We start from the raw sequence: 23,861 nt of genomic DNA on the forward strand, positions 1-23,861 counted from the left end.
GGAGCGGTGGGCGGCGGATGAGCGGCGCAGTGTCAATGCTCATATTGAGTATCTTCTGCGGCAGTCGGCCCGCCGGGCGGGCCGACTGGCCAAAAAAACCAAAAAACGGGGAGGCACCGTTGGTGTTGGAGATTGGGGCGTTGGAGGCGAGAGTCCTGGGGATGGAGGGATGACGGGAGCGCCCAGAGACAGCGAAGGGGACTGGGCGTGTGGGACCCGAGAGGGGCTCCGTGACCCCATTCATTCCCATGGCGCCGTCATCTGCTCCAACCCGTTGGCGGTGGTGGGGCCGATGACGTGTTGTCGGATGATGCCTTGCCGATCGATAATAAAAGTTTCCGGTTGGCCGGTGACGCCAAAGGCTTGAGAGGCCCGGTTGTCCGGATCCATGACGACGTGGGCGTCGATGCCATATTTCTGGATGAAGCGGCGGACCGGGCCCTCGGCTTCTCCCCGATCCACCATGACCAGGACAGTGCCCGGGCCTGCCGATCGCGCGAACCGGGCGAGCTCCGGGGCTTCCTGCTGACATGGCGGGCACCAGGATGTGAAAAAATTCAATACGATCACCCGTCCCCGGTAGTTGGACAGGTGGAAGGTTTGCCCGTCCAAATCCGCCAGGGTTAACTCAGGTGCCGATTGTCCCACCGTCGCCTTGGGGCCATCGCCGCGGGCCAGATGCCACGCCGCGTAGGCCAGGGCGGCCCCGAGCAGGAGGACCGGGATGAGCAGTGCCCATTTAAATGCTTGCCGCGGGGGCGAGCCGGAGCCACCCGATGTCGATGATCTTTCCCCCGCTCTGTTCATCAGCTTTCATCCTCCAGACTCTTTTGCAGTTGCTCAATCATTCGCAGGGTGCGGTTTTGGCGCCGCATCAGCGAAAGGACATAAAGCAACGTTCCGATCCACACCACTGCCGTCCCCAGAAACAGAAATTGCATGTTGGACATGGACTGTTCCTCCTTTCCTCTGGCTCTTCACTCCGGGCTCACCGACGAAGTGTGGCGGTCAGGCAGAGCGGTTTGAATACCTTCGTCATCCCGAGGCACCACGTCGCGACCATGGCGCCAAGACGGGACGAGCTCAAGAGATGTCCGCACCAGAACCCCCATGCTCTTCCACAGTTCTGTCGCTCGCCCGTTCATACACCCGGTGCTGCAGCCGGGCCACTTCCTCCCGGGCGGCCTCGAGCCGGGCCCGGAGCCATGTGAGAAGAACGTAGAGCAGGACGAAAGCGATGCCGTTCACCATGAGAGCCTGAGTCATCGCCGGGGCCATGTTGATGGTGCCACCCGTGATGACATTGGGATGGATCGAACGCCACCAAGTCACCGAAAAGTGCACAATGGGGACGTCCAAAAAGCCGATGATGCCGAAAATGGACGCCACCACTCGACGCCTCGTGTCATCGGAGATACTGCTCCGGAGCAATAAATAAGCAATGTAGATAAACCATAGGATGAGGGTCGTGGTCAACCGCGGATCCCAGGTCCACCACGTGTTCCACACCGGCCTCGCCCAAATCGGTCCGGTGATGAGGACCAACGTGGTGAAAAACACTCCCACTTCCGCTGACGCCAAGGCCAATCGGTCAAAAGAAGGCCGCCGGGTGAAGAGATACCCGACACCGTAAACGAATACCATAAAAAAAGCGAGCATCGCTGCCCAGGCGCTGCCGATATGAAAATACATCAATCGTTGCAAATCCCCCATGAAGCGTTCCGGGGGCGCATAGATGAACGCGGCATAAATCGCCGCCAGTCCGGCGATGAAAACGACTCCCGTTAGAACAGTGAGCCCTTTATCCCGCACCCGTCACACCTCCACCAGGAGCTCGAATAACAACCAGGGTAAAAGCCCGAACAAAACCAAGTATCCCCCGGCGATCGCATACCACACGAACAAATCGCCGCCTCCGCCCCACGCCCCGGCGGTCAATCGAGTGACCGCTAAAAGGAGCGGGATGGTGAGCGGGATCATGGAAACCGGGAACAAGATCTCCCGTCCTTCGCTGGAGGATGTGAGGAAAAGCAAAAACGTCCCCACGGCCGCAAGACCCAGGGCACCCGCCACAAGCCCCGCCAGCAGCGGGACCCAGGAATTTGGGGCTGGCACGCCCAAAATGAGCCAAAAGGATGGCGTCACCGCCAGCTCGACCAAAAAGAGAAACAAGATGTTTGCCACCAGCTTACCATAAAAGATGGCACTCCGGTCCACCGGTGCCATGAGAAGGGCGTACCAAGCCTTGCGCTCTTCCTCGAAGGAGCTCGTCCGCAGCAGGATGGTGACGCAGGAGAACAGGAGGACCATCCAAAGTGCTCCCGCCGCGGCGTCTGTGGGCAAGGGCTTGCCGTTATAGGCAATGCCCAGGACCACCACGAACAAAAATCCGAACAGAACCGCCGAGGCGAGCAGCCATCTTCGTCGGTATTCCAAAGTGACATCTTTTCTCACTATGGCCCAAATTGCGGTCCACAACGGTGTCCCGCCCCCTTCGATCCATTTCCCTGAGGCCGATCGGACAGACCCAAAAAAGTTCCCGGGTCGGCACGGTCGTCTGATCGCGCCCGGTGCGCCCATCTCAAGCACCGGTTGAGGGCCCGGATCACCGGGCTCGATCCCGCGAGGCCCTTGTCCCGGAGGAAACGACGGTCACCCGCCCCCGGTTGACAAGAATCTGCATATCCGCGTTCGGCATCAATTCCGGGTCATGGGTGACCACCACCACCGTGGTGCCTTCCGCCACCCGGAGGGCCAATACGTCTTTGACCAGTCCCCGTACGCCCGGATCGAGGCCATCAAAAGGCTCGTCCAAAAGGAGCAGCCGGGGGTTGGGGAGAAGGGCCCGGGCCAGGGTCACCCGTTGGGTGTAGCCCTTTGACAAGACAGATACGGGATCGCCCAGTCGCCGTTCAAAATGGAGTTCCTTCGCCAATTGCCGGATGCGATCGTCAAGATCCCTCACCCGGTACAGCCCTCCGAAAAAACGGAGGTTCTCCTGGACGGTGAGCCTTCCGTAGAGCATCGATTCCTGTAAAACCAGGCCGATCTGTCCCCGGTGTCGGACCGAAGGACGCTGCCCGTCGAAAAGGATCTCCCCTTCACTGGGCCGCCACAGTCCCGCCATCAGCCGGAGGAGGGTCGTTTTGCCCGCGCCGTTTGGCCCTGTCACCGTCGCCAGGACGCCGCATTCAAGGGTCAGGTTGACGGGATATAAAAGGATGCGGCCATTTCGAATGATCGAAGCCCGGCGAAGTTCAATCACTGTGTCCCATACTCCGTTTCTGGCGCTCGACGGCCAACAGCCGACGCAAAAGATTGCCCCTCCTGCGCCGGTATTCCTCCTCGGGCACCGCCCCGCGTCTGCGGTCGATTTCCAGACTGGCCCATTGGTCCACCAATTGTTTATGCATTTCCGAAAGGCGGCCGGCCAGGCGCTCCTGCCTTCGCCGCAGTCCGATCACCCCGAGAATGACGACAAACGCCACCAACAAAAGATTGATCAGTGCTTTAAATTCGGTGTACTTGTATCCGGCTCCGATCACCGGCAGCCCGGGCGGGACCGCAATACTGCCCGGAGCCACTTCCCCGGCCTGGGGGATGGCCTGGATGCTGGCGGTCCAAGGCACACCGGCAGGAAGATCCGGTTTTGTGAAGCGGCGAAACTTCATCCCCTGCAAATCCACCACCTGGGTGACGGGGTAAAGTCCCTGGGCGATAAGCGCCGCCCGACCCTGAGGAATGAGAAGCGACAGGTTATCCACGTTATAAGGCTGAGAAAATTCAATGTCCCCTTTACCGTTGTCAAAAGGCAGAGCATACGTGATCGCCAAGGACTGAACCCCCGGGGGCAGGCCCCCGGGCCAAGAGACCCCTTCCGGGGTCTTGGTGTAAGACGTGGCCGTGTCCGTGGCGACCTGGACGTCGCTGTGCCCCCGGGGAAGGTGGAGGTTGACCGGGGTTCCGGCCGACGCATCAAGGGTAAAGGAATCGAACACTTTCAACTGGTTGCCCACAGGGACGGCCACCACTTCTTCGGCTCGGATGTGCACCGGGCTGTCGGCCGCTTGGACGGGGGGCTCGGCGATGATGATCTCTCCGAGGAACCCTGCTGCAGCGATCCACATTGTCGCCGCGCCGAGGAGCGGGCGTAATCGACGCCGTCGCCCGGACCGCTCGTCAGGGCGTCCTCGCGTGACGAGGCCTTGCAGTGGTGGAATCCATCGGTCGATCAACATCGTTTCCCTCCTGTCCCCCGGACGTCCGGCTTGGCGATCGCCCTTCCCGGGCATCCAGCGCCTGTATTCGCTCCTGCAGCTCCTGCTCCAGCCGGCGGAGAAACCCCGTGTTCCCGTGATCTTCACCGAGTTGCCGAATATCCGCTTCCCACAGATCTGTCAACCGGCGGTATTCCTCGTAGGTCAATTTGCCCATCTGGTAATCGTACTCCAAATCCAGACGTTCAGCGAGCAACATTTCCTCGCGTTCCAACGTTTCGTCGGCGCCAGGGCGACTGTCCCCTGACTCCGGGGCCCGCTTGCGGAAGGGTGATACGACAAGAGCCAGTGCAGCTGCAATCAGGATGACGGGAATGAGAATCGTCACATCATCACCCCCCGACGGGCGGTCGGCGCCCGCGTACAATCAGAATGAAAATGCCGAGGCCCAAGATGATCACAACGGCGGGCACTGCCCACACGAGGGCTCCCACTCCTTGGGCGGGCGGTGCGGCCAAAATGTCGTTTCCGTATTCGGATACGAGAATCTGCCGAATTTCGGCCGGGGTCTTTCCCTGCTCAAGAAGGCGGAAAATCTCGATCCGGAGGTCATAAGCCTGCTTTTCTTGGCACGTGGCCCCGGTGAGGCTCGGGGGACAGCCTGGCGGATGGTACTGGGAGGCGATATCGAGCACGTCTTGCCATGTCACCGTCTGCCCCGCGGCCAAAACGGGGGTGGCCAGCAACAGGGTCGAAAGCAAAGCTGCGATGGCGATCAGCCGCTGAAACATGGTCACGGCCGAACCTCCACTCCGGGCATCTCCACCCGCCCCACTTCCTGAAACGCAGACCTCGCCGGCCATAGACTGATCAGTGTTCCGGCGACCAGGAGATATCCCCCGTACCAGATCCAACTCAGCATGGGGTTGCGATGAATTTCAAAGAGCACCTTGCCCTGGGTGGCGTCCATCCCGGCCATGACCACGTACAGGTCATCGATGGGTGTACTGCGGATGGCCACCTGGGGCGCAGGCTGGGAGCCGTTTAGAAAATACCAGTCCTCGGGTTGCAGGATACCCAGGGATTGGTCGCTTTTTTGCACCAAGAGTTGACTGTAGACCACCGCCCGTCCCGGCTCGTCCCGGGTGGCCGATCCGAGGAGTGTGAGCTGGTACGGGCCGATGGTCACCATATCCCCGGGCTTCATGACCACCTGTTTCTGCTCACTGTAGGAGCCCGAAACCACGATGCCCAGCACGATCAGTAAAACCGCCAAGTGGACGAGATAGCCGCCATAACGCCGACGCTGCTGCCCCACCAGGCGCACCAACGCCCTCAGGGCGTTTTCGCCGGTCAGCCTCATCCGCGCCGCGGTCCCGGAGGTGAACTCCCTGAGGGTAATGGCGCCGACAAATACGATACTCCCCAGAGCAGCGAGCACCGCGCCTTCTCGAATCCCCAGGGCGATGAAGACGGCCAGGGCGGGCAAGGTCAGGAAAAAAGGCGTCATCAGGCTCGCCGCCACCCGGCGCACCGTCGAATGGCGCCACGCCACCACGGTGCCGATGCCCATCAACAGCACCAGAGCCACCGCCAACGGAGCGGCCACGGTGTTGAAGAAGGGCGGCCCGACCACCATCTGCCGGCCGATCAACCCTTGGCTGATCACCGGAAACACGGTGCCCCATAACACCGCGAAGGTCAGGGAGACAAACAGGACGTTATTCAACACAAAACTACTTTCCTTCGACACCGGAGCGATGGGCGCAGCTGTGGATTTTAGCAGTGGCCACCGCCAGGCCAACAGTCCGAAAGCCGCCACGAGCACAAAGGCGATGAAGGTGAGAAATACCGCGCCGAGCGGGCCGTTGGAGAAGGCGTGCACCGACCAGAAAATGCCGCTCCGGGTCAGGAACGTCCCGAAAATCGTCAACGTGAAGGTGAGGATCACCAGGGCGACGTTCCAGATTTTGAGCGTGCCTTTGCGCTCTTGAACGATGCTCGAGTGGATGAACGCCGTGGCCGTCAACCACGGGAGCAACGAGGCATTTTCCACCGGGTCCCAACTCCAATAGCCTCCCCAGCCGAGAACCTCGTAAGCCCACCGGGCCCCGTACAGAATTCCCATACTGAGGAACAACCACGCCACCAAACTCCAGCGCCGCGTGACCCGCAGCCAGGCCGCGTCAGCCCGGCCGGTGAACACCGCGGCCATCCCGTAGGCGAAGGGCACCGAAAAGCCGATGTAGCCCAAGTACAGGGTGAGCGGGTGGATCGTCATGCCCGGGTTTTGCAACAAAGGATTGAGCCCGGCACCGTCGACGCTGGTGAAAGGCAGGAGTTGAAAGGGCTTGGCGACGGTGTTGAGCACCACGCTGAAAAAGAGGGACACGACGCCGAGAGTTGCCGTTACATAAGGCTGAAAATGCTCATGCCCTTCGGAACGGGCAAAAGTGACCACGACGGTGTATAGGGTGAGCACCCAGAGCCACAACAAGAGCGACCCCTGATTCCCCCCCCAAAAGGCTGAAATCCGATACAGAATCCCCAGATCCCGGCTGGTGTAATCGGCCACGTACTCGTAACGGAAATCTCCGGTGACCAAAAGTCCGATGAGGGACAGGGAAGCGAGGCTGGCCAGTCCCGCTGCGGCCACGGCAGCCCGCCGGCCGCTCATGATCCAGCGTCGATTCCCCTTCCAGGCCCCATAGGCACTGGCTGCGATCATGTACAATAAGACGACGGCGGACAGAAGGAGTGACCAGCGACCGAGTTCACCCATTGAGGCAGCCGCCCTTCATTGCGCCGGGATGCCGGCCGGATGCTGCCCCGCTGATCCCGGAGGGGTGCTCCCCGGCTGTTCCGGCTGCTGCGCTTCATATTTGGACGGACATTTCACCAACAGTTGATCGGCGTGGAGGACTCCGTCAGAGCCCAGTTTGCCCTCGGCCACCACGGGCCAACCGTTGGAGAAATCCGAAGGCTTTACGCCGTGATACACAACGGGCATGGTATGGCTCGGATCTGTGCCTTGAATGCGGAACGCCAAGGTGAGGGTATCCGGATTCCACTGGACGCTGTCCGGTGCGATGTTGCCGCTCACTTTGAGAGAACGGCCGATCAGTGACTGACCTTTTGCCGCCGCTTCATCCACGGTCAGGTAGTAACTGGCCGCCCGGGTCACCCCGACCCAGATCAGGCCCCCGATGACCGCAAGAACCACGATCAATGCCGCCACGGCTTTGGTGCGGGTGGACATATCGCAAACCTCCTTGCCTTGGCCGGGAAGATGATTTTTAACGTAAGAATTACATTATACTCATCGTACCATGTCGGCGGGAGATCTTCATCCCTCTTCACCGAATTGTCGGTTGTTGTCCACAGGCGCCACCGGGCCGCTTGGATCTGCGGGGTATCCCGGGCCGGGTCGTGGTACAATGCTCCAAGAGACGCTAAACGGGAGGGTCCGCCGGTGAACGCAAAAGGAAATGAAGGAAGCGCAAGTGGAATCGAGCAATTGGCTGTCAACACCATTCGCACCCTGGCCATCGATGCCGTGGAGCGGGCGAACTCCGGTCACCCCGGCATGCCCATGGGAGCTGCGCCGATGGCTTTTGTGCTGTGGACGCGTTTTTTGCGCCACAACCCGGACGATCCCCGGTGGCCCGACCGGGACCGATTCGTGCTTTCGGCCGGACATGGATCGATGCTATTATACAGCCTGTTGCATCTTTCGGGATATGATCTCACGTTGGAGGATCTGAAGCAGTTTCGACAATGGGGCAGTCGGACTCCCGGACACCCGGAGTACGGCGTGACTCCCGGGGTGGAGGTGACCACCGGCCCTTTGGGCCAGGGTCTGGCCACTGCGGTGGGCATGGCCATGGCCGAACGATTCTTGGCCGCGCGCTTCAACCGTCCCGAGCATGAGGTGGTGGACCACTACACCTATGTGTTGTGTGGGGACGGGGATCTCATGGAAGGGGTGTCGGCGGAGGCGGCCTCCTTGGCCGGACACCTCAAGCTCGGAAAATTGATCGTCCTGTACGACTCCAATGACATCTCCCTGGACGGGGAGACGAGTTTCGCCTTCACCGAAGATGTGAGGGGACGCTTTGCGGCTTATGGGTGGCAGGTCCTTCGTGTGGAGGATGGGAATGATTTGGTGCAGGTGGCCCAGGCAATCGCGACCGCCCGGGAGGAGGACAGCCGTCCCAGTTTGATTGAGGTGAAGACCACCATCGGCTACGGCAGTCCGGAGAAGGCGGGCTCGGCCAAAGCCCACGGGTCGCCCTTGGGAGCCCAGGAGGCTGCAGGGGCAAAACGGGCCTACGGCTGGCCTGAGGACGCCCAATTCTGGGTGCCTGGGGAAGTCCGGGAGTATTTTGCCAGGGCGAAGGAGAAGGGTGCGGCGGCCCAGCGGCGGTGGCTGGAAAGACTGGATGGGTACCGCAAGGCGTATCCCGAACTGGCCCGGGAGTTCGAGAAGGCCCTGGCCGGGGATCTGCCCGAAGGTTGGGATCGGGATCTTCCGGTGTTTCGGCCAGAAGAGGGGTCGCTGGCGACCCGGCAGGCCTCGGGCAAGGCCATTCAAGCCTTGGCTGGCCGGATCCCCTTTTTCCTCGGAGGGTCTGCGGATCTGGCGTCGTCTAACGAAACGGCGATTCAGGGGGAAGGGGCTTTTCAACCCGGCCGGTACGACGGGCGGAATCTCTGGTTCGGGGTGCGGGAGCACGCCATGGGGGCAGCGCTCAACGGGATGGCCCTGCACGGAGGTCTTCGGGTATATGGGGGCACGTTCCTGGTGTTTTCTGATTATATGCGGCCTGCGATCCGATTGGCGGCGCTGATGGAGCAACCGGTGGTCTACGTGTTCACCCATGATTCCATCGCCGTGGGAGAGGATGGGCCGACCCATCAGCCCATCGAACACATCCCAGCCCTCCGGCTGATTCCCGGACTGCGGGTGTACCGGCCGGCGGACGCCAACGAGACGGTGGCCGCGTGGCGGGATGTATTGGCCCGACCCGAGGGGCCGGCGGCCCTGGTGCTGACCCGGCAGAAGTTGCCGGTGCTGCCCGAGACCGGGCGTCTAGCTCCCGAGGGGGTGGCCCGGGGCGGGTATGTTCTCGCCGATGCCGAGAGGCCTCAGGCGATCATTATCGCCACAGGGTCTGAGGTGAGTTTGGCGATGGATGCAAAAAAACGGCTCGACGCCGACGGGATCCCCGTCCGGGTGGTGAGCATGCCCTGCCGGGAGTTGTTCGAACGTCAGCCCGCTGGATACAGAGATACCGTCCTTCCGCCCTCGATCAAGGCTCGGGTTGCCGTGGAGATGGCCCATCCCATGGGCTGGGACCGATATGTCGGCGACCGGGGCCGGGCGATCGGGATCGATCACTTTGGCGCCAGCGCTCCGGGAGCGCGAGTGCAACAGGAGTTCGGCTTTACTGTTGACCGGGTCTGCGAAGTGGTGCGGGAAGTGCTCGAGGGATAGTTCGGCGGGTGGGAATTGCTCCACGATGAGCACGTCAAAGCGGCGTATCTCGGAGTGTAGAGGCTGGCCTGGGAGCGCCCGGCTTTAGGCCCTGGCGCTCCCGGGTGGCAACGGGCAGCGGGTGTCCGCGCCCGCTCAGCCCCTCCCCAATACCCGGTCGAGATAAGCCCGGGCGGCATCGGGGTTGCCGAGGACGCCCTCTTCTCTCTCGCGGTCTTTTTCAAGTTTCTCCCTGGCCTTGATGAGAACCTCTTCCGCTTGATGGGCGGGGACGACCACCACGCCGTCCACGTCTCCCACGACGATATCCCCCGGGTGCACCGTGACCCCGGCGCAGGAGATGGGTACCCCGGCCTCCCCCGCTCCCGATTTGCCGCCGGCGGCCACGGTGGTGCCCCGGCAGAAAACGGGAAAATCGAGCTCTTGAATCCCCGAGACGTCTCGAACGGCGCCGTCCACCACAAACCCGGCGAGACCCAGGGTTTTCATGAGGCCGATGACAAAATCCCCGGCGACGGCGTTATACAGATACCCCTTGGCATCGGCGATGAGCACGTCGCCCGGCTGGGCGTCCCGGATGCCCTGCAAGAGCTTCAGGTTGTCTGCAGCCCGGAGTTTCACCGGATAGGCCCGGCCGCAGACCGTCCATTCTTTCTTCAACGGTTTGATGGCGGGGTCGAGGTTGGTGAGCCCTGCCAAAGCATCGGAGATGCAAGTCGTCGGCAATTCTGCGAATTGGGTGATGAGGGAATCAAGGTGAGATGAGCTCATGTACAGTCCGCCTGGCCCAAGGCCGGACGGGGTCGCCTCCTTTGCGTCGATTTCATCCAAAAAAGACCTGTTTCCACGGTGCTTCAAAACTGGGCAACAAATGATCCGGCCGATGAGCCGCCAGCTGCTCCGCCGTGAAGGGGCCGGTGGCCACCGAAACGGTCTGCACGCCGAGGTGACGCCCGGCCTCAATGTCCCGGGGCGTGTCGCCGATGACGTAGATGTCGTCCGCAGGCAAGCTGCCCAGACCGTGGTGATCCCGGGCGCGGTCGATGGCCGCCTGGATGACCTTCCACCTGGGCACCGGCTCATCTCCGAACCCCCCGGTGCGAAAATATCCGTCCAGTCCGTGCCGCCTCAGTTTAATCCAGGCCCCGGCTTCGATATTGCCCGTGCCCAAGACTTGCACCACATCCTGGCGCCCCGAGAGGGTATCCAGCGCTTCGACGATTCCCGGCGTCGGCCCCCCGGGGTGGGGGGCGGCCAACATCCGGTCCAGCACCTGCACATAATGGGCAAAATACTCCCCTCTCCGCTCTTGGGGGAGCCCGTGGCGCTCAAAGGCCTGCCGGACGATCTCCACATCCAGTCCACCGGCCATGTCGATTCCCTCCAAGGCGTCCCGGATGCCAAATTTTTCTTCGAAAGCCACCTCCATAGCCCTGCGTCCCACCCCCGGGGTGTAGGTTAAGGTCCCATCGATATCCCAGATCAAAAGTTTCACAGCCAAACCTCCTCGGTTGACGCCGCGGCGATTTACCCGTATGGTCGAAGTTGGTTCCATTATTCTCATCATACCACGGTTTGCCTGCGGGAGGCGCGACGGACCGGGCAATGAAGGCGGAGGAGTTGGCTTGAATGTCAGGTTACCTCAATACCATGGCGGAGGTGTCGCTACCGATTCTCTTGGCAGTACTGGGCGGGGCGTGGTTGGATCGACGCCGGCGTTTGGATACCCGGTCCTTGGCGGAAGTCAGTCTGTATCTTTTGGCACCGAGCCTGGTGTTGTTCGCCCTCCCGGAAGGGTCGGGGGGCGGCGGGGAGATCGGGGCGATCGCTGCTTTCACGTTCTTGAACACCGGGCTGATGTGGTTGGTGGGGGAGGGGGCGGGGCTGTGGCTCGGCCTGGGCCGGGCAGGGAGATCGGCGCTGTCGATGACGAGTGTTTTTGGGAATTCAAACAACTACGGGTTGCCGGTGGTGCTTCTCGCCTATGGGACGGCAGGGTTTTCCCGGGCGGCGGTTTATGTGGTGGGGCAGATTCTGCTCATGTACACCTTGGGGATTTATCTGGCCAGCCGGGCGACGGCCGGCGGGAAGGGGGCCTGGCAGGCGGTGTTCCGCATGCCGGTGTTGTACGCGGCGCTGGTGGGCGGCGCTGTAGCTTTTCTCGGTTTGGGGTGGCCCAAGGGTCTGAATGAAGCCCTTCACCTGCTCGGGAACGCCTACCCCGCCGTGGTGCTGTTGATTCTCGGGGTGCAATTGGGTCGGGCGAACTGGCGGGGGATCGGGGGGAAAGAGTTGTGGGCGGCGATTCTCATTCGCTTGCTCGGCGCCCCGGCGGTTGCTTTTTTTTGTTTGTGGATATTGCACATCCAAGGGCTGCTCGCGTCGGTGCTCTTCGTGGAGGCCAGCATGCCGGCGGCAGTGAATACCGCAGTTTTGGTGGAGCAGTTCGGAGGTGACCGGGAATTGGTGGCGAAGACGGTCGCCGTCACCACCGCCGCCAGCTTTGTATTACTCCCTCTTTTTGTGGTGATCGGCCGGACCCTTTAAGCGGGCCCGGCCTGCTCGCAGATCCTCCTTATGCCCCCTTATTCCCGCCCGGGGTCGATGGACTTCCTGGGGGCCGCCTTTTCATCATCCGGGGTGTTGATCATGTGGTGGGCGGTCATGGTGAGGCGCTCAAACAAAAAACCCCGTATGGGCTCCTCAATCCCCGCCTCTTCCAGGGCTTCGGACATGCAGGACAACCACGCCCTGGCCCGTTTCGGGGTGATGGGAAAGGGCATGTGACGTGCCCGGAGCATGGGAGGGCCGTATTCTTGAGAATACAAGGGGGGACCGCCGAAAAATTGCGTGAGGAATTTATACTGCCGCCTGGCCACGGGGGTGAGGTCTTCCGGGAAAATGGGCTTTAAGTCCGGGTGTTGTCCGACCCGTTTATAAAAAGCGTTCACCAGACGCTGAACGGTCTCGGCGCCGCCGATCAACTCATAAGGCGTTTGATCCGGGGCGAAGGGCTGTAACATCGTATATGCCTCCTCTCGAGGAATTGCCTGGGGATACCCGGTTTCGTACCGGGATGGATGATCCGATCTTCATTGTATCAAATTCCGGAGTAGATCCGGCATTTCCCGACCATTCCCACTGTTACCCTGTCGATGTTCAATTTTTTATGATTTCGAAACGGCGTTCCGTTTGGTATATTGGTAGTGCGAAACGAATGGTTGGTTGAAGTGCGATCATGAAGGTGTGAAGGAGCGTGAAGGACCGTGACAGAAACCTGGGTGCATCGGGCGAGAAGGCACACCATCGGAGATACCCTTCGCCGGAGCCGAATGCGCCATCCGGACAAACCGGCGCTCAAATGGAGAGACGAGGAGGTCACTTACAGGGAGTTGGACGAGCGGGCCAACCGGCTGGCCAACGGGCTTTTGGCCGCCGGGGTCAAAAAAGGCGACCGGATCGCCATGCTTTCGAAAAACTGTCTCGATTTTGCCGTGGTGTGGTTTGCCGTAGCCCGGGCCGGGGCGGTGTTTGTGCCCATCAATTTTATGCTGGGTGCCGCAGAAGTTCGATATATTCTCGAGCATAGCCAATCGGCGGGATTTTTTGTCGCTCCTGACCTGTTAGAAACTGCGGAAAAAGCGGTGGAAGGGCTGGATTTCGTCCGGTACCGGGGGCTGGTGGACACTCCGGAATCCCGGGGCCCGTGGCGGTCTGTGGCCGAGTGGTCTGCCGGCCAGCCGGAGACGGAGCCCGATGTGGATATTGACGACGGGGATGTGGTGAACATCCTGTATACCAGCGGCACCGAGTCCCGGCCCAAAGGGGCCATGCTCACCCACCGCAGCCTGATTGCCGAGTACGTGAGCGGCATTATTGACTGCGAGTTGACGGCGGAAGATCGGATCATCCACGCCCTGCCCCTTTTTCACAGCGCTCAATTTCACGTCCTGCTCGGCCCGCAGATTTATCTCGGCGCTTGGGGGGTGATCGTCGAGGGCCCGGCGCCGGAGTTGGTGATGGAAACGGTCAGCCGGGAACGAGTGACCCAGTTGTTTTGCCCGCCGACGGTCTGGATTTCTCTTTTGCGGCATCCGAAGTTCGACGAGTACGATCTGTCCTCTCTGCAAAAATGTTACTACGGCGCGGCGATTATGCCGGTGGAGGTCCTGAAGGAACTCACCCGCCGGCTGCCGGGTGCTCGGTTCTGGAACGCCTACGGTCAGACGGAGGTGGCGCCCCTGGCGATGATCCTGCGCCCGGAGGATCAGCTTCGCAAACCCGGGGCGGCGGGGAAGCCGTGCATCAACGTGGAGAGCAAGATCGTGGATGACGAGGGCCGGGAAGTGCCACCGGGGACGGTGGGAGAGATCGTCCACCGGACGCCCCACGCCATGATCGGGTACTACAACGATCCGGAAAAGACGGCGGCGGCTTTTGAGAACGGGTGGTTCCACAGCGGCGACCTCGGCGTGATGGACGAAGAAGGGTATGTCACCGTGGTGGACCGCAAGAAAGACATGATCAAGACCGGCGGGGAGAACGTGGCGAGCCGGGAAGTGGAAGAAGTGATCTACCAACATCCGGGGGTAGCGGAGGTGGCGGTGATCGGGGTGCCCCATCCGTACTGGATCGAGGCGGTTACGGCCGTGGTGGTCCCGAAAGCCGGATCCCAGCTCACGGAAGAGGAGCTGATCGCTTTCTGCCGGGAACGCCTGGCGGGATTCAAGGTTCCGAAATTCGTCGTCATCACCGACGCATTGCCGAAAAACCCGAGCGGGAAGATTTTGAAGCGGCAATTGCGGGATGTTTATCAACACCTCGGCGAGCGGCCGGTATCCTGATCCTGTGGCCACAGCAGGTTCAGGGCCGCCTGATCGGGCTCTCCCCGCGATGACGCCGGATATCCGGCTGGGCTTCGGGGGGGCCGTGGGGCGGCCCTTGCCCCGCCCGTTCGAAGGTCCCCCAGACGATGGGCTGGCCGTTCCGGACCATTTGGCGGCCCCGGGCAAAAACATGAGCGATGTTCAGGCCAGAATCCACGGCGATCAAATCCGCGTCGTACCCCGGGCGGATTCGCCCTTTGCCCTGAAGGCGGAGGACCCGGGCCACGTGGGCGGTGCACAGGGAGACGGCTTTTTCCGGAGCGAGGCCCTCTTTTTCGATCATGTCCCGAATTTCCTCCCACAAGGTGGTCGCCGAGCCGATGGACATGGCCACAAGGTGGCCCTTGTCGTCGAAAATCGGGGAGCTGCCGTTGCTGTCTGAACTCATGGTGATCTGCTCGATGCGCACCCCCTCCCCCAGGAGTTCCGCCACGGCTTTACTCGGTTTGACCGAAACTTTGTCGTGGGCTTCGGGGCGGATCCCCGACGTGATGTCCACCACCCCGCCCCGGGATGCGAACTGGACCGCGTCGTTCAAAAGCTCCGGCCGGCGATTGAGGTGGGTGGGGGTGAACTGGGTGGGCGGAAGGTAAGATTGATCCAAAGCTTCGAACAGAGGTTTCAGGCCGCTTGGGTCGTCGCCGATATGCAGGTGGACCACCCCGGCTTTTCCGGCCAGCATGCCGCCGACCCGGGCTTCACTGGCGAGATAAATCAGATCGTGTACCGTGGGGTGGGTGGACCGCTGGTCGGAGATGGCAATTTCCCCCACTCCGATCACTTTGTCGATGAGGACGATGTCCGAGCGGGGGTTGTCGGTGATGGTCCGGGTGGGAACCTGGTAGGCGCCGCTATAAATATATGTGGAGATGCCCTCCGCCTCCAAAGCCCGGGCTTTGGCCAAAAGCCCGGAGACCGTGCGGGTGGTGCCGTCGGTGCCGAGGACGCCCACCACCGTGGTGACTCCGGCGGTGGTCAGGTGGCTGAGGGCCACCTCCGGCGTGCGGTTTTGGAAACCCCCTTCTCCTCCACCGCCGGCGATGTGGACGTGCTGGTCGATTAACCCGGGAAACAAAATCAATCCCGACAGGTCCACCACCGCCGTCGGTAAACTGGAGGGCGGCTCGATGTGCTCGGCGATGTGGGCCACGGATTTGCCAAAAAGAAGCACGTCCCGGCGGCCGAGGGGTTCCGGGGCGTACACCTCGGCCCCCGTCAACAGAGTGAAGTGTGGATGTTTTTTGGAAGATGCTTCGGAAGTGCTCACGGGATCTCCCTCCCTGCCTCGTCAAGGCCGGCTAAGCCGGGCGGCCAGGGAAGCCGTCCATCCTCCGCCACCTGATCCAACTTCTGTCGGCCATGGATTAGCGTTGGGAGACGCTGGGGATTTTATGCGCCGGGCGCCAGTCGTCCAATTCCAGTTGCACCGTTTTCGCGCCATTCCATTCGTTGATCTGCACCCGGCCCACCAGGTGGACAGCCCGGACGCCCTGGGCCAAACAGCGAATATCGTCCCCCCTTCGCCAGGCCAAGGCCGTCAGGGGGTGTTCGGGGCTGCCGATCCGGAGTCTCAGATGGGCCGCCGAGGCTCCCAGGGTTCGGGACTCGAGGAGGGGGGCGGACCGGACAAATAGTTTGGGCGCCGGATTGCCGAGGCCGTGGGGCTCCAGGGCGGCCATGGACTCGGCCAGGCGGAGATCGATCTGGTCCAGGCGGATCTCTGCGTCGCACACAATCCGGGGGCGAAGGTCTTCGGGGGTGAGCCGGGAGGCGGCCACTTCGGCAAACCGGCGGCGCAAATCTTCCACCCGCCCGGCGGGCAGGGAGAATCCGGCGGCCATGGTGTGGCCCCCAAAGCGATCAAAAAGGTCGGCGATTTCTTTCAGACCGCTGTAAAGATCGAACCCCGGAATGCTTCGGGCGGATCCTTTGGCCGTATCCCCGTCCAGGGCGATGACGAGCGTAGGGCGATAGTGTTGTTCCACCATTCTCGAAGCCACGATCCCGATGACGCCGGGATTCCAGCCTTCGCCGGCCAGGACCAGGGAAGGCTGTGTCTGCCATTCCGGGTGCCGGTCGATTTCCTCCGAGGCGGCGGCGGCGATCTCGTCGCAAAGCTGCTGCCGTGCCCGATTAAGCGTTTCCAACTGCTCGGCCCACTTCCGGGCTTCTTCGGGGTCGGCGGTGATGAGAAGCCGGAAGGCGGCGTTCGCCGTCTCCAGGCGCCCGGCTGCGTTTAACCGGGGGCCGAGTTGAAAACCGAGGTGGCCGGAGGTCAGAGGACGCCCGTCAAGTCCCGCGGATTTTATCAGAGCAGCTACCCCCGGTCGGCGGGGATTTTGTAACTGTTTGAGGCCAAAGTGAACGAGGATGCGATTTTCCCCCATGAGTGGAACCAGGTCCGCCACCGTGGCGATGGCTGCGAGGTCCAGGAACTCCTCGGGAACCCGTCCGAGGAGACCCTGAACCATTTTAAACGCGATCCCCGCTCCGCAAAGGTTTTTGTCGGGGTACGGACACCCGGGTTGCTTCGGGTTGACCACCGCCAGGGCCCTGGGGAGTTCCGCCGGCGGTTGGTGATGGTCGGTGATGATCAGGTCCATCCCGAGGCTGCGGGCGGTCTCCGCCTGGCGGAGGGCCGTGATTCCCGTGTCCACGGTGATGATGAGCCGCACTCCCCGGGCGTACAGCTCCCGTATGGCTTCTTCATGAAGGCCGTATCCTTCTTGAAATCGGTCGGGTATGTAAGCCTGTACCCGGGCGCCGAGATCTCGGAGTGCCAGGTACAGGATGGAAGTCGCACAAACCCCGTCGCAATCGTAATCCCCGTACACGGCGATGGACTCCCGGTTCTCGAGGGCCTTTCGGATGCGGGCCAGGGCCGGGGCCATTCCTTTCATCATCACCGGGTCTTCGAGGTCTTCGAGGCGCGGGTTCAGGAACCGCTTGGCTTCCTCCCCGGTTCGGATGTTGCGCGCGGCGAGGATTCGCGCCATAAATGAAGAGAAGCCCTCCCGCTCTAAGGTGGCGACAGCGCCGGGGTCGGCGGGGGCCGCGATCCATCGTTTCAATGTCAACCCCTTCTCTCTGCGAGCCTATCGAGATTCCAAACCTACGGTAAAGGATTTGAGCACATCATGCAAGGGACGGGCATTGAATTTCCCCCGCTGGTGGAGGGGGTATTTTTATGTCGATTAAATCGCTTTGAAGCGGAAGTCGAGGTGGAGGGGGAGACGGTCCGGGTGCACGTGCCGAGCCCCGGCCGGTTGACCACCGCGGTTGACCCGGGAATGCCGTGTTTTCTGGCGCCGACGCCCGGCGCCGGGCGAAAGCTGCCTTATCGCCTGTTCATGACCCGGCCGGGGGGGCACTGGGTGGTCATCGACTCCCTGGTGGCCAATCGGATGATCAAGCAAATGCTGGACCGGGAGGGACTGCCCGGGCTGCCGGCCGGTCGAATCCGAGAGTGGCACTCTGAACCTCGATGGGGGCATGGACGGTTTGATTTTGAGGTGATCGATGAGGAAGGCATCCAGCATTTGATTGAAGTGAAGTCGGTGAATGACGCCGAGGATGGGGTGGCGCGGTTTCCGGATGCCCCCACGGTCCGGGGAGCCCGGCACCTTCGCGAACTGGCGGAGTTTCAACGCTGCGGGGATGGGCGGGGGTGGGTGTTGTTTGTGGTGTTGCGGGAGGATGCGGCCGTTTTTGCCCCTCATCGGGCGATCGATCCCGATTTTGCCGAGGCGCTGGGGGACGCCGCGAGGGCCGGGGTGGAGGTGTGGGCGATCTGGAGCGACATCGGGCCCAAAGGGATGTGGTTGAAAGGTTGGACGCCCTGGCGGCCCGGGTAGGGAGGGGGGGCTTGGGTTCGAAACGGTGCTGCGTTCCGGAGGGCCCCGTCCCCGGGGATCGCAACGGTCAGTGTGCGGCTGTCCGCCGGGTGAAGTTCCGGAGCACCGCTGCGGCAGCCAGGAGCAGGACGAGGCTGTAGGCGATCATCACGGCCAGCAGTCCCAGGTTGTCCGCCAGGGCGGTGGCCGCGGGCGGGCCCACGGCCAGGCCCAGGGAGTAGGCGGTGTTCACGATGCCGAAGGCCACCCCGTATCCGCCGGAGCCAAAAGTGCGGTCGGCCGCGGCGGTCATCATGGGCATGCAGGGGATCATCAGGATGCCCCCGGCGATGCTGAAGATGGTGAGTGCGGCCACAGTGGCGGATACCGTGGGGGCGAGGGCGACGGTGGGAGCGAGAACGGCGGCAAACAGGGCGCCGGTCAGGATCATGGCCCGGTGGTTCCGGCGGTCGGCCAGCCACCCCAGGACGGGTTGTACAGCGGTGTACACGGCGCTCATGATCCCGAAGACGATTCCCACCCCGGCCATGTCGAGCCCGAAACGGGCGTGGAGATCCCCGGGCAACAGTGGTTCCAGAATGCCGTAACCGAAGGCGGCCACGGTGATGATAACGGCTCCCAGGCGGATTTCGGGAACACTCAGGACCACCCGGGTGGGCGGCGCCTCTTTCCGGGCGATCCCTTTACCCTTTGGCAGGGCGAAAACGGCGAAAAAGAGGACGGTCGCCCCGGCGGCAATGACGTAAAAAGGGGCGGAACGGCCAAACCAGCTGGCCACGGTGCCCCCGAAGACCGGGCCGACGATGGTGCCGAGGTTCGTCCCCATCATGGCGAGGGAGAGGTACCGCCCCCGCCATTCCGGGGGTGCCACATCGGTCACCAGAGCCGGGCCCGCGCTCCAGATCGCCGCCGCAGCCAGTCCTTGAAGGAGTCGGCTGAGGATCAGCGGCCACACTGAGGCGCTCCAGGCGAAGGCCAGGGTGGTGACCACGAGTCCGGCGAGGCCGAGGAGGAGCACCGGACGCCGCCCCCAACGGTCGGCGAGAAGGCCGAAGGGCACTCCGCCGGCCAGCAGCCCGGCGGAATAGGTGGCGAACACGGCCCCCAGAGCCCAACCCGGGGCGCCGATTTCGGCCAGGTACAGGGGCACGATGGGGACGATGGCCCCGTAGACCACAGTGTCAAGGAACACGGAAGCCGCCACAATCAACAGGGCGGTCCATTTCATGGTATGACCTCCAAAAATGCAGAATTGGCGACTGGTGAACTGCGAAATCCGTTTGGGAGCCCCTGCGGCGGGGTGGGCCGCGCAGCCGTGCTGAAAAGGCCAGCACGATCATAATGGAGAAACGAGGTTTTTTGCAACGGCGGCGAATTGGCGGGAGAGGATAAGGGCTTGAAGTGGGGGGAATAGGTTATGGAGAAAGAGAGGAGTTCAGGTGTTGTCATAAGTTCGTGGGGGAATCTGCGCCATCGAGCAGGAAGCTTTCATCCGTGGCTGATTCAGGTCCTACCGGAACCTATCGTTCTGCTTTTGTACGCAGTGATCATCGGCATCGTCGGAGGGTATGGAGCGGTCGGTTTTCGGATGCTGATCGATGGGTTTACTCGATTGTTTTTTGAAGATGGCCGTCGTTGGCTCGCATGGCTAGGGGGCCCGGAGGTTTTCTTCTTTCCCGTTATCGGACTGGTGTTTGTGAGCGCGATCGTGAAATTTTTTGCACCCGAGGCCAAAGGACACGGCGTTCCGGAAGTCATGGCGGCCATCGCGGAACGGGGAGGCAAAATTCGACCCCGGGTGGTTCTTGTCAAAGCCGTGGCATCGGCGCTGTGCATTGGGTCCGGGGGCTCGGTGGGCCGGGAGGGGCCGATTGTCCAAATCGGCTCGGCCTTCGGTTCGACCTTTGGCCAACTTCTCGGCCTGCCCGAGCGGTATCTGCGGCTCCTGGTGGCCTGCGGCGCGGGCGCCGGCATTGCGGCGACCTTCAATGCCCCCGTTGGCGGGGTTATGTTCGCCACCGAGGTCATATTGGGCAGTTTTGCCCTCCAAAATTTTGCCGCCATCGTCATCGCCAGCGTGGTGAGCGCCGCCATTGGGCGCACGTATCTCGGGGATCATCCCTCCTTTCCCATGCCCCTTTATCAAGTTGGGCATTTTTCCGTATATTGGGTTTACGTGATCATCGGCCTGCTCGCCGGGTTTTGGGGGTATGCGTATATCCGGGTGTTGTATCGGATCGAGGATTGGTTTGATGACCGTTCGTGGCCGTTCTGGGGGAAAGCGCTTGTGGGCGGTGCGTTGATCGGGGCCATCGGAATCCGGTTTCCACAAATTTTTGGTGTCGGCTATGAATGGGTGAATCTCGCGCTCACGGATCAGTTGCCTTTGCACCTCTTGTTGATCCTGTTGATCCTTAAGCTCTTGGCGACATCGATCACCATCGCCGCCGGAGGTTCCGGCGGGGTGTTTTCCCCCGGTTTGTACCAGGGAGCGATGCTGGGCGGTGCCGCGGGGGTTCTTTTTTCCGCCCTCTTTCCGAATAGTGGGATTAGTCCTGGTGCATTGGCGGCGATGGCCATGGCCGGGGTATTCGCTGGCAGCGCCCGGGCTCCGGTCACGGCGATTATGATGTTGTTTGAAATGACGGGTGATTACAATTTGATCCTCCCCCTGATGATCTCCTCGGTGCTGGCTGCCACCATCACCGGCCTGTTGTCCAGGGAGTCCATCTATACCTTGAAGCTGGTGCGCCGAGGGTTGGACATCACGCGCCTGCGGCACCCGGATCGGTTGAAAGCAGTTTGTGTGGGGGAAGCGCTGCCGCAAAACCACCTCACACTTCCCGGCGATCTCACCATCGCTGAGGCGTGGGAACAGTTTGCGGGATCTCGGGAATGGTTTGCGTGGGTGCGGGACGCGTCCGGGAAACTCATCGGATCCGTGGCCCGGGCTCAGGTATTGGAAGCGCTCAATCAGCGGCGGTTTCTTGAACCTGTGGTCGTCCTGTTGCCAAAAACGGTGCACCGAATCGATGAACAGGAGACCCTCGCAGCGGCTGCCACCAAAATGAAAGCCCTCGGAGTCACTTATCTGCTCGTATGTCGTCGCGATGAGCCGGTGGGCGTGATCGGCAGTTCTGACATTGTTCGCGCTTACAGGAGCCTTGACTAAAGAGGGCCGGGAGAGGCCGACCGCGGCTTGAGGGGGTTGTTCATGAGCGATACCATCCGGGCGTTTCTCCTCATCTTGTCGGGATCTTTTTTCTTCAGCGTGGTGGTGAGTCGCATTCCAGCGCACAATCCTCCCCGTCAATGCGGCGAGCGCCGGGGCCTGGGAGGGAGGTCTTAAACGACCGACCGATCGCATATCATAAACCGGCGCCGGGGAGAAAACGGCGAGGTGAAGGGGACCCCGCCGGGCGCGGTAAGGCCGGGCGGACGGTGATGCGGCGCCACACATTGAGGAGGGCGAGGTTGACCGACTCGTTTTTTTGCGCGGCCTCCTCCTCTTGTCGGGTGGTGAGGCCGGGGAGGGCCGGGGACAACTCGCCGCACACATCGGCCCCTATGACGGAGCGCCGGAGGGCAACAGTTTCAAACAGGTGAATCAGCGATTGGGCGTCCAGCCCACCTTGGTCCCAATTGGTATGGGCAGCCCCGGTGTCGAGGACATCTTTATCGATGCTGACATACACGCCTGCAGTTGGGATCTGGGCCAGAAGGGGGGCTGGGTTGCCGGTGAGGGGGTGGGACAGTGGTATTTTTGTCCACAGGAACCTCTTTGGACTGGGTTCTGCGATCGACAGGCCTGCGCCGTCGGTGTAGACGATCCGCTTCAAGGACCGGTGCCGTTCGGTGAAGCGGACCCAGTTTCCACAGGTCAGCCACTCGTTTGTCGCGTCGGCGGCGTCATCGTGGTGATCGATCAAAACTAATGTGAAGGACCGGGAAATTTGACGGAGGAAAAAGTTCGTCAGGTAGTGGTAATCGCCACTCCCGATGAAGGTCAGTCTCCCGGGGGGTAGATGGGACAGATTTCGTTCCAGCGCCCGCCCGCGGTCGGGTGGGCACAGCCATTTCGGCGGCGAGGGCAAGGGGACCACCTGATCCACCGCCTGGCGCAGCCGGGGTTGAATTTCGAAAGCCGGATCGAAATCGAGCAAAATCGCGGGGCGCCGAGGTGATGCGGTTGGCCCTGGGGACATCCGCGGTCACATCCTAGCCGTGAGATTTTACAAAAATTTTACCATGGTACCCGGGGCAAGTCCAATGGTGGGAAAAGGACGACGTCCGGGGTGACCTCGTCGGCGTCCGATTGAGGTTGTTCTAATGTGCAATATTACTTGTCTACTTGAATTAGATCTCGAAATCTGGTAATTTGATTATGTAGTAATGTCTGGCATCTTGAGTTCGATCAATCCGGCAAAGGGGGAGCGGGCTTTTGCGCGTCGAATACCGGTATACATACGAAACAACGCCGGAGGAGTTGTGGCCGATTCTGAACGATCCGGATGTGCTGAAGCGTCGGCTCCCAGGATGTAAACGCCTGGAGGAAGTGGGAGAGGGGAAGTACACCTCGGAGTTGGGGCTCGACGTGGGGCCTGTCAAAGGCACGTTCACCGGAGAGGTGGAGGTCCTGGATCCCGATCCGCCGAAGGAGTACAAGCTGCATCTCAAAGGGAGCGGGAAGCCGGGGGAAATCGATGCCGTGGCCCAGATCCGCCTGGAGGAACAGGAGGGGAAAACCGTCCTGACGTGCTCCGCCGATGCCCATGTGACCGGAATCATGGCCTCGGTGGGCCAGCGCATCATGGGTGGGGTGGCCAAGTTGTTGCTGGGGCAATTTTTTAAAGGTGTCGATCAGGAGATGAAGCGGGCAAAGTCGTAGAATCATCAACGATGTGAGGAGGGGCCGGGATGGCGGCGACGAAAACGGTGGTGACTGTCAAGGTCAATGGCGTGGAACGGACGGCGGAAGTGGAGCCCCGGTTGTTGTTGGTGCATCTTCTCCGGGATGTGTTGGGGCTGACGGGGACTCACATCGGATGCGATACCAGCCAATGCGGGGCGTGCACGGTGCTGATGGATGGCCGAGCGGTCAAGTCCTGCACGGTGCTGGCAGTCCAGGCGGATGGGCACGAGATCACGACGGTGGAAGGCTTGGCCCAGAACGGTCAGCTTCACCCGGTGCAGGAAGGGTTTTGGGAAAAGCACGGTCTCCAGTGCGGGTATTGCACGCCCGGGGCCATGATGACGGCGGTGGAGATCCTGAGGCAAAACCCCAACCCCACCGATGAGGAGATTCGTGAAGGTCTGGAAGGGGTCATCTGTCGGTGCACGGGGTACGAGAACATCGTCCGCGCGGTCAAATATGCCGCTGAGCGGATGCGGGGTTAAGGAGGGGAAG

25 protein-coding genes and 1 pseudogene are annotated in these 23,861 nt (G+C 61.7%); 9 read left to right on the plus strand and 17 right to left on the minus strand.

What is annotated here, in order from left to right:
* A pseudogene (locus K6T64_RS17010) lies at positions 1–97 on the plus strand (type II toxin-antitoxin system antitoxin); the annotation flags it as partial.
* Between the two features lie 143 nt (positions 98–240).
* Here the strand turns inward: K6T64_RS17010 and K6T64_RS06455 are convergent.
* The 10 genes from K6T64_RS06455 to K6T64_RS06500 form a co-directional block, all read right to left on the minus strand.
* On the minus strand, positions 241–807 hold the full coding sequence (locus K6T64_RS06455) for a TlpA family protein disulfide reductase (RefSeq protein ID WP_170086300.1): 567 nt from the start codon (positions 805–807) through the stop codon (positions 241–243).
* On the minus strand, positions 807–950 hold the full coding sequence (locus K6T64_RS06460; RefSeq protein ID WP_100668541.1) for a CcmD family protein: 144 nt from the start codon (positions 948–950) through the stop codon (positions 807–809). Before K6T64_RS06460 ends, K6T64_RS06455 begins: the two co-directional genes overlap by 1 nt.
* Before the next feature lie 133 nt (positions 951–1,083).
* Positions 1,084–1,812, minus strand: a complete 729-nt coding sequence (ccsA, locus tag K6T64_RS06465) for a cytochrome c biogenesis protein CcsA (protein WP_288009141.1) — start codon at positions 1,810–1,812, stop codon at positions 1,084–1,086.
* Between the two features lie 3 nt (positions 1,813–1,815).
* Positions 1,816–2,478 (minus strand): heme exporter protein CcmB, encoded by a 663-nt coding sequence (locus K6T64_RS06470; RefSeq protein WP_157935523.1) that lies wholly within the window; start codon positions 2,476–2,478, stop codon positions 1,816–1,818.
* 127 nt (positions 2,479–2,605) lie between these two features.
* A complete protein-coding gene (locus K6T64_RS06475) occupies positions 2,606–3,265 on the minus strand; it encodes an ABC transporter ATP-binding protein (RefSeq protein WP_288009143.1) in 660 nt (219 codons plus the stop codon).
* A complete protein-coding gene (locus K6T64_RS06480; RefSeq protein ID WP_288009144.1) occupies positions 3,258–4,238 on the minus strand; it encodes a hypothetical protein in 981 nt (326 codons plus the stop codon). The genes K6T64_RS06475 and K6T64_RS06480 overlap by 8 nt, the downstream gene beginning before the upstream one ends.
* On the minus strand, positions 4,180–4,605 hold the full coding sequence (locus tag K6T64_RS06485) for a hypothetical protein (protein ID WP_288009145.1): 426 nt from the start codon (positions 4,603–4,605) through the stop codon (positions 4,180–4,182). The genes K6T64_RS06480 and K6T64_RS06485 overlap by 59 nt, the downstream gene beginning before the upstream one ends.
* Before the next feature lie 4 nt (positions 4,606–4,609).
* Positions 4,610–5,008 carry a cytochrome c-type biogenesis protein gene (locus tag K6T64_RS06490; RefSeq protein WP_232059856.1) on the minus strand — a complete coding sequence of 133 codons (399 nt, stop codon included), beginning with the start codon at positions 5,006–5,008 and terminating at the stop codon, positions 4,610–4,612.
* 2 nt (positions 5,009–5,010) lie between these two features.
* Entirely contained in the window at positions 5,011–6,999 is a 1,989-nt protein-coding gene (locus tag K6T64_RS06495; RefSeq protein ID WP_288009146.1) for a heme lyase CcmF/NrfE family subunit, read from the minus strand.
* A gap of 15 nt (positions 7,000–7,014) precedes the next feature.
* Positions 7,015–7,476, minus strand: a complete 462-nt coding sequence (locus tag K6T64_RS06500; protein WP_100668533.1) for a cytochrome c maturation protein CcmE — start codon at positions 7,474–7,476, stop codon at positions 7,015–7,017.
* Positions 7,477–7,689: 213 nt separating this feature from the next.
* Here K6T64_RS06500 and tkt point away from each other — a divergent pair, with 213 nt between their 5' ends.
* Positions 7,690–9,714 (plus strand): transketolase, encoded by a 2,025-nt coding sequence (gene tkt / locus K6T64_RS06505; RefSeq protein WP_288009148.1) that lies wholly within the window; start codon positions 7,690–7,692, stop codon positions 9,712–9,714.
* Positions 9,715–9,849: 135 nt separating this feature from the next.
* Here the strand turns inward: tkt and K6T64_RS06510 are convergent, their stop codons facing one another.
* Positions 9,850–10,485, minus strand: a complete 636-nt coding sequence (locus tag K6T64_RS06510; protein ID WP_170086294.1) for an RraA family protein — start codon at positions 10,483–10,485, stop codon at positions 9,850–9,852.
* Positions 10,486–10,537: 52 nt separating this feature from the next.
* Positions 10,538–11,209 carry an HAD family hydrolase gene (locus K6T64_RS06515; RefSeq protein WP_288009149.1) on the minus strand — a complete coding sequence of 224 codons (672 nt, stop codon included), beginning with the start codon at positions 11,207–11,209 and terminating at the stop codon, positions 10,538–10,540.
* A gap of 134 nt (positions 11,210–11,343) precedes the next feature.
* On the opposite strand from K6T64_RS06515, the gene K6T64_RS06520 reads away from it, so the two are divergent.
* Positions 11,344–12,261 carry an AEC family transporter gene (locus K6T64_RS06520; protein ID WP_288009150.1) on the plus strand — a complete coding sequence of 306 codons (918 nt, stop codon included), beginning with the start codon at positions 11,344–11,346 and terminating at the stop codon, positions 12,259–12,261.
* 38 nt (positions 12,262–12,299) lie between these two features.
* Here the strand turns inward: K6T64_RS06520 and K6T64_RS06525 are convergent, their stop codons facing one another.
* Positions 12,300–12,737: a globin domain-containing protein gene (locus K6T64_RS06525; protein ID WP_288009151.1), complete on the minus strand. Its 438-nt coding sequence runs from the start codon at positions 12,735–12,737 to the stop codon at positions 12,300–12,302.
* 243 nt (positions 12,738–12,980) lie between these two features.
* On the opposite strand from K6T64_RS06525, the gene K6T64_RS06530 reads away from it, so the two are divergent.
* Complete coding sequence (locus K6T64_RS06530; protein WP_170099738.1) at positions 12,981–14,558, plus strand: acyl-CoA synthetase; 1,578 nt, start codon at positions 12,981–12,983, stop codon at positions 14,556–14,558.
* A gap of 19 nt (positions 14,559–14,577) precedes the next feature.
* Here the strand turns inward: K6T64_RS06530 and iadA are convergent, their stop codons facing one another.
* Positions 14,578–15,867 (minus strand): beta-aspartyl-peptidase, encoded by a 1,290-nt coding sequence (gene iadA, locus K6T64_RS06535; RefSeq protein WP_288009154.1) that lies wholly within the window; start codon positions 15,865–15,867, stop codon positions 14,578–14,580.
* Between the two features lie 97 nt (positions 15,868–15,964).
* Entirely contained in the window at positions 15,965–17,671 is a 1,707-nt protein-coding gene (gene recJ, locus K6T64_RS06540) for a single-stranded-DNA-specific exonuclease RecJ (protein ID WP_288009155.1), read from the minus strand.
* 66 nt (positions 17,672–17,737) lie between these two features.
* On the opposite strand from recJ, the gene sfsA reads away from it, so the two are divergent.
* On the plus strand, positions 17,738–18,454 hold the full coding sequence (sfsA, locus tag K6T64_RS06545) for a DNA/RNA nuclease SfsA (protein WP_288009157.1): 717 nt from the start codon (positions 17,738–17,740) through the stop codon (positions 18,452–18,454).
* 67 nt (positions 18,455–18,521) lie between these two features.
* On the opposite strand, the gene K6T64_RS06550 is transcribed toward sfsA, so the two are convergent.
* Positions 18,522–19,682, minus strand: a complete 1,161-nt coding sequence (locus tag K6T64_RS06550) for an MFS transporter (RefSeq protein WP_288009158.1) — start codon at positions 19,680–19,682, stop codon at positions 18,522–18,524.
* A 189-nt stretch (positions 19,683–19,871) separates the two neighbouring features.
* Between K6T64_RS06550 and K6T64_RS06555 the strand changes: the two genes are divergently transcribed.
* Both K6T64_RS06555 and K6T64_RS06560 read left to right on the plus strand, forming a co-directional pair.
* Complete coding sequence (locus K6T64_RS06555) at positions 19,872–21,626, plus strand: chloride channel protein (protein ID WP_288009160.1); 1,755 nt, start codon at positions 19,872–19,874, stop codon at positions 21,624–21,626.
* A gap of 42 nt (positions 21,627–21,668) precedes the next feature.
* Entirely contained in the window at positions 21,669–21,803 is a 135-nt protein-coding gene (locus K6T64_RS06560; protein ID WP_288009161.1) for a hypothetical protein, read from the plus strand.
* A 19-nt stretch (positions 21,804–21,822) separates the two neighbouring features.
* On the opposite strand, the gene K6T64_RS06565 is transcribed toward K6T64_RS06560, so the two are convergent.
* Positions 21,823–22,659: an arginase family protein gene (locus K6T64_RS06565; RefSeq protein ID WP_288009164.1), complete on the minus strand. Its 837-nt coding sequence runs from the start codon at positions 22,657–22,659 to the stop codon at positions 21,823–21,825.
* Between the two features lie 236 nt (positions 22,660–22,895).
* On the opposite strand from K6T64_RS06565, the gene K6T64_RS06570 reads away from it, so the two are divergent.
* Both K6T64_RS06570 and K6T64_RS06575 read left to right on the plus strand, forming a co-directional pair.
* Positions 22,896–23,342 (plus strand): SRPBCC family protein, encoded by a 447-nt coding sequence (locus tag K6T64_RS06570; protein WP_288009165.1) that lies wholly within the window; start codon positions 22,896–22,898, stop codon positions 23,340–23,342.
* A 29-nt stretch (positions 23,343–23,371) separates the two neighbouring features.
* The gene (locus K6T64_RS06575) at positions 23,372–23,851 is read left to right on the plus strand and encodes a (2Fe-2S)-binding protein (RefSeq protein WP_100668520.1); all 480 of its coding nucleotides are present in this window, start codon (positions 23,372–23,374) and stop codon (positions 23,849–23,851) included.
* Positions 23,852–23,861: the final 10 nt, after the last annotated feature.

Source organism: Kyrpidia sp., from assembly GCF_023512215.1.
Lineage (GTDB): Bacteria > Bacillota > Bacilli > Kyrpidiales > Kyrpidiaceae > Kyrpidia > Kyrpidia spormannii.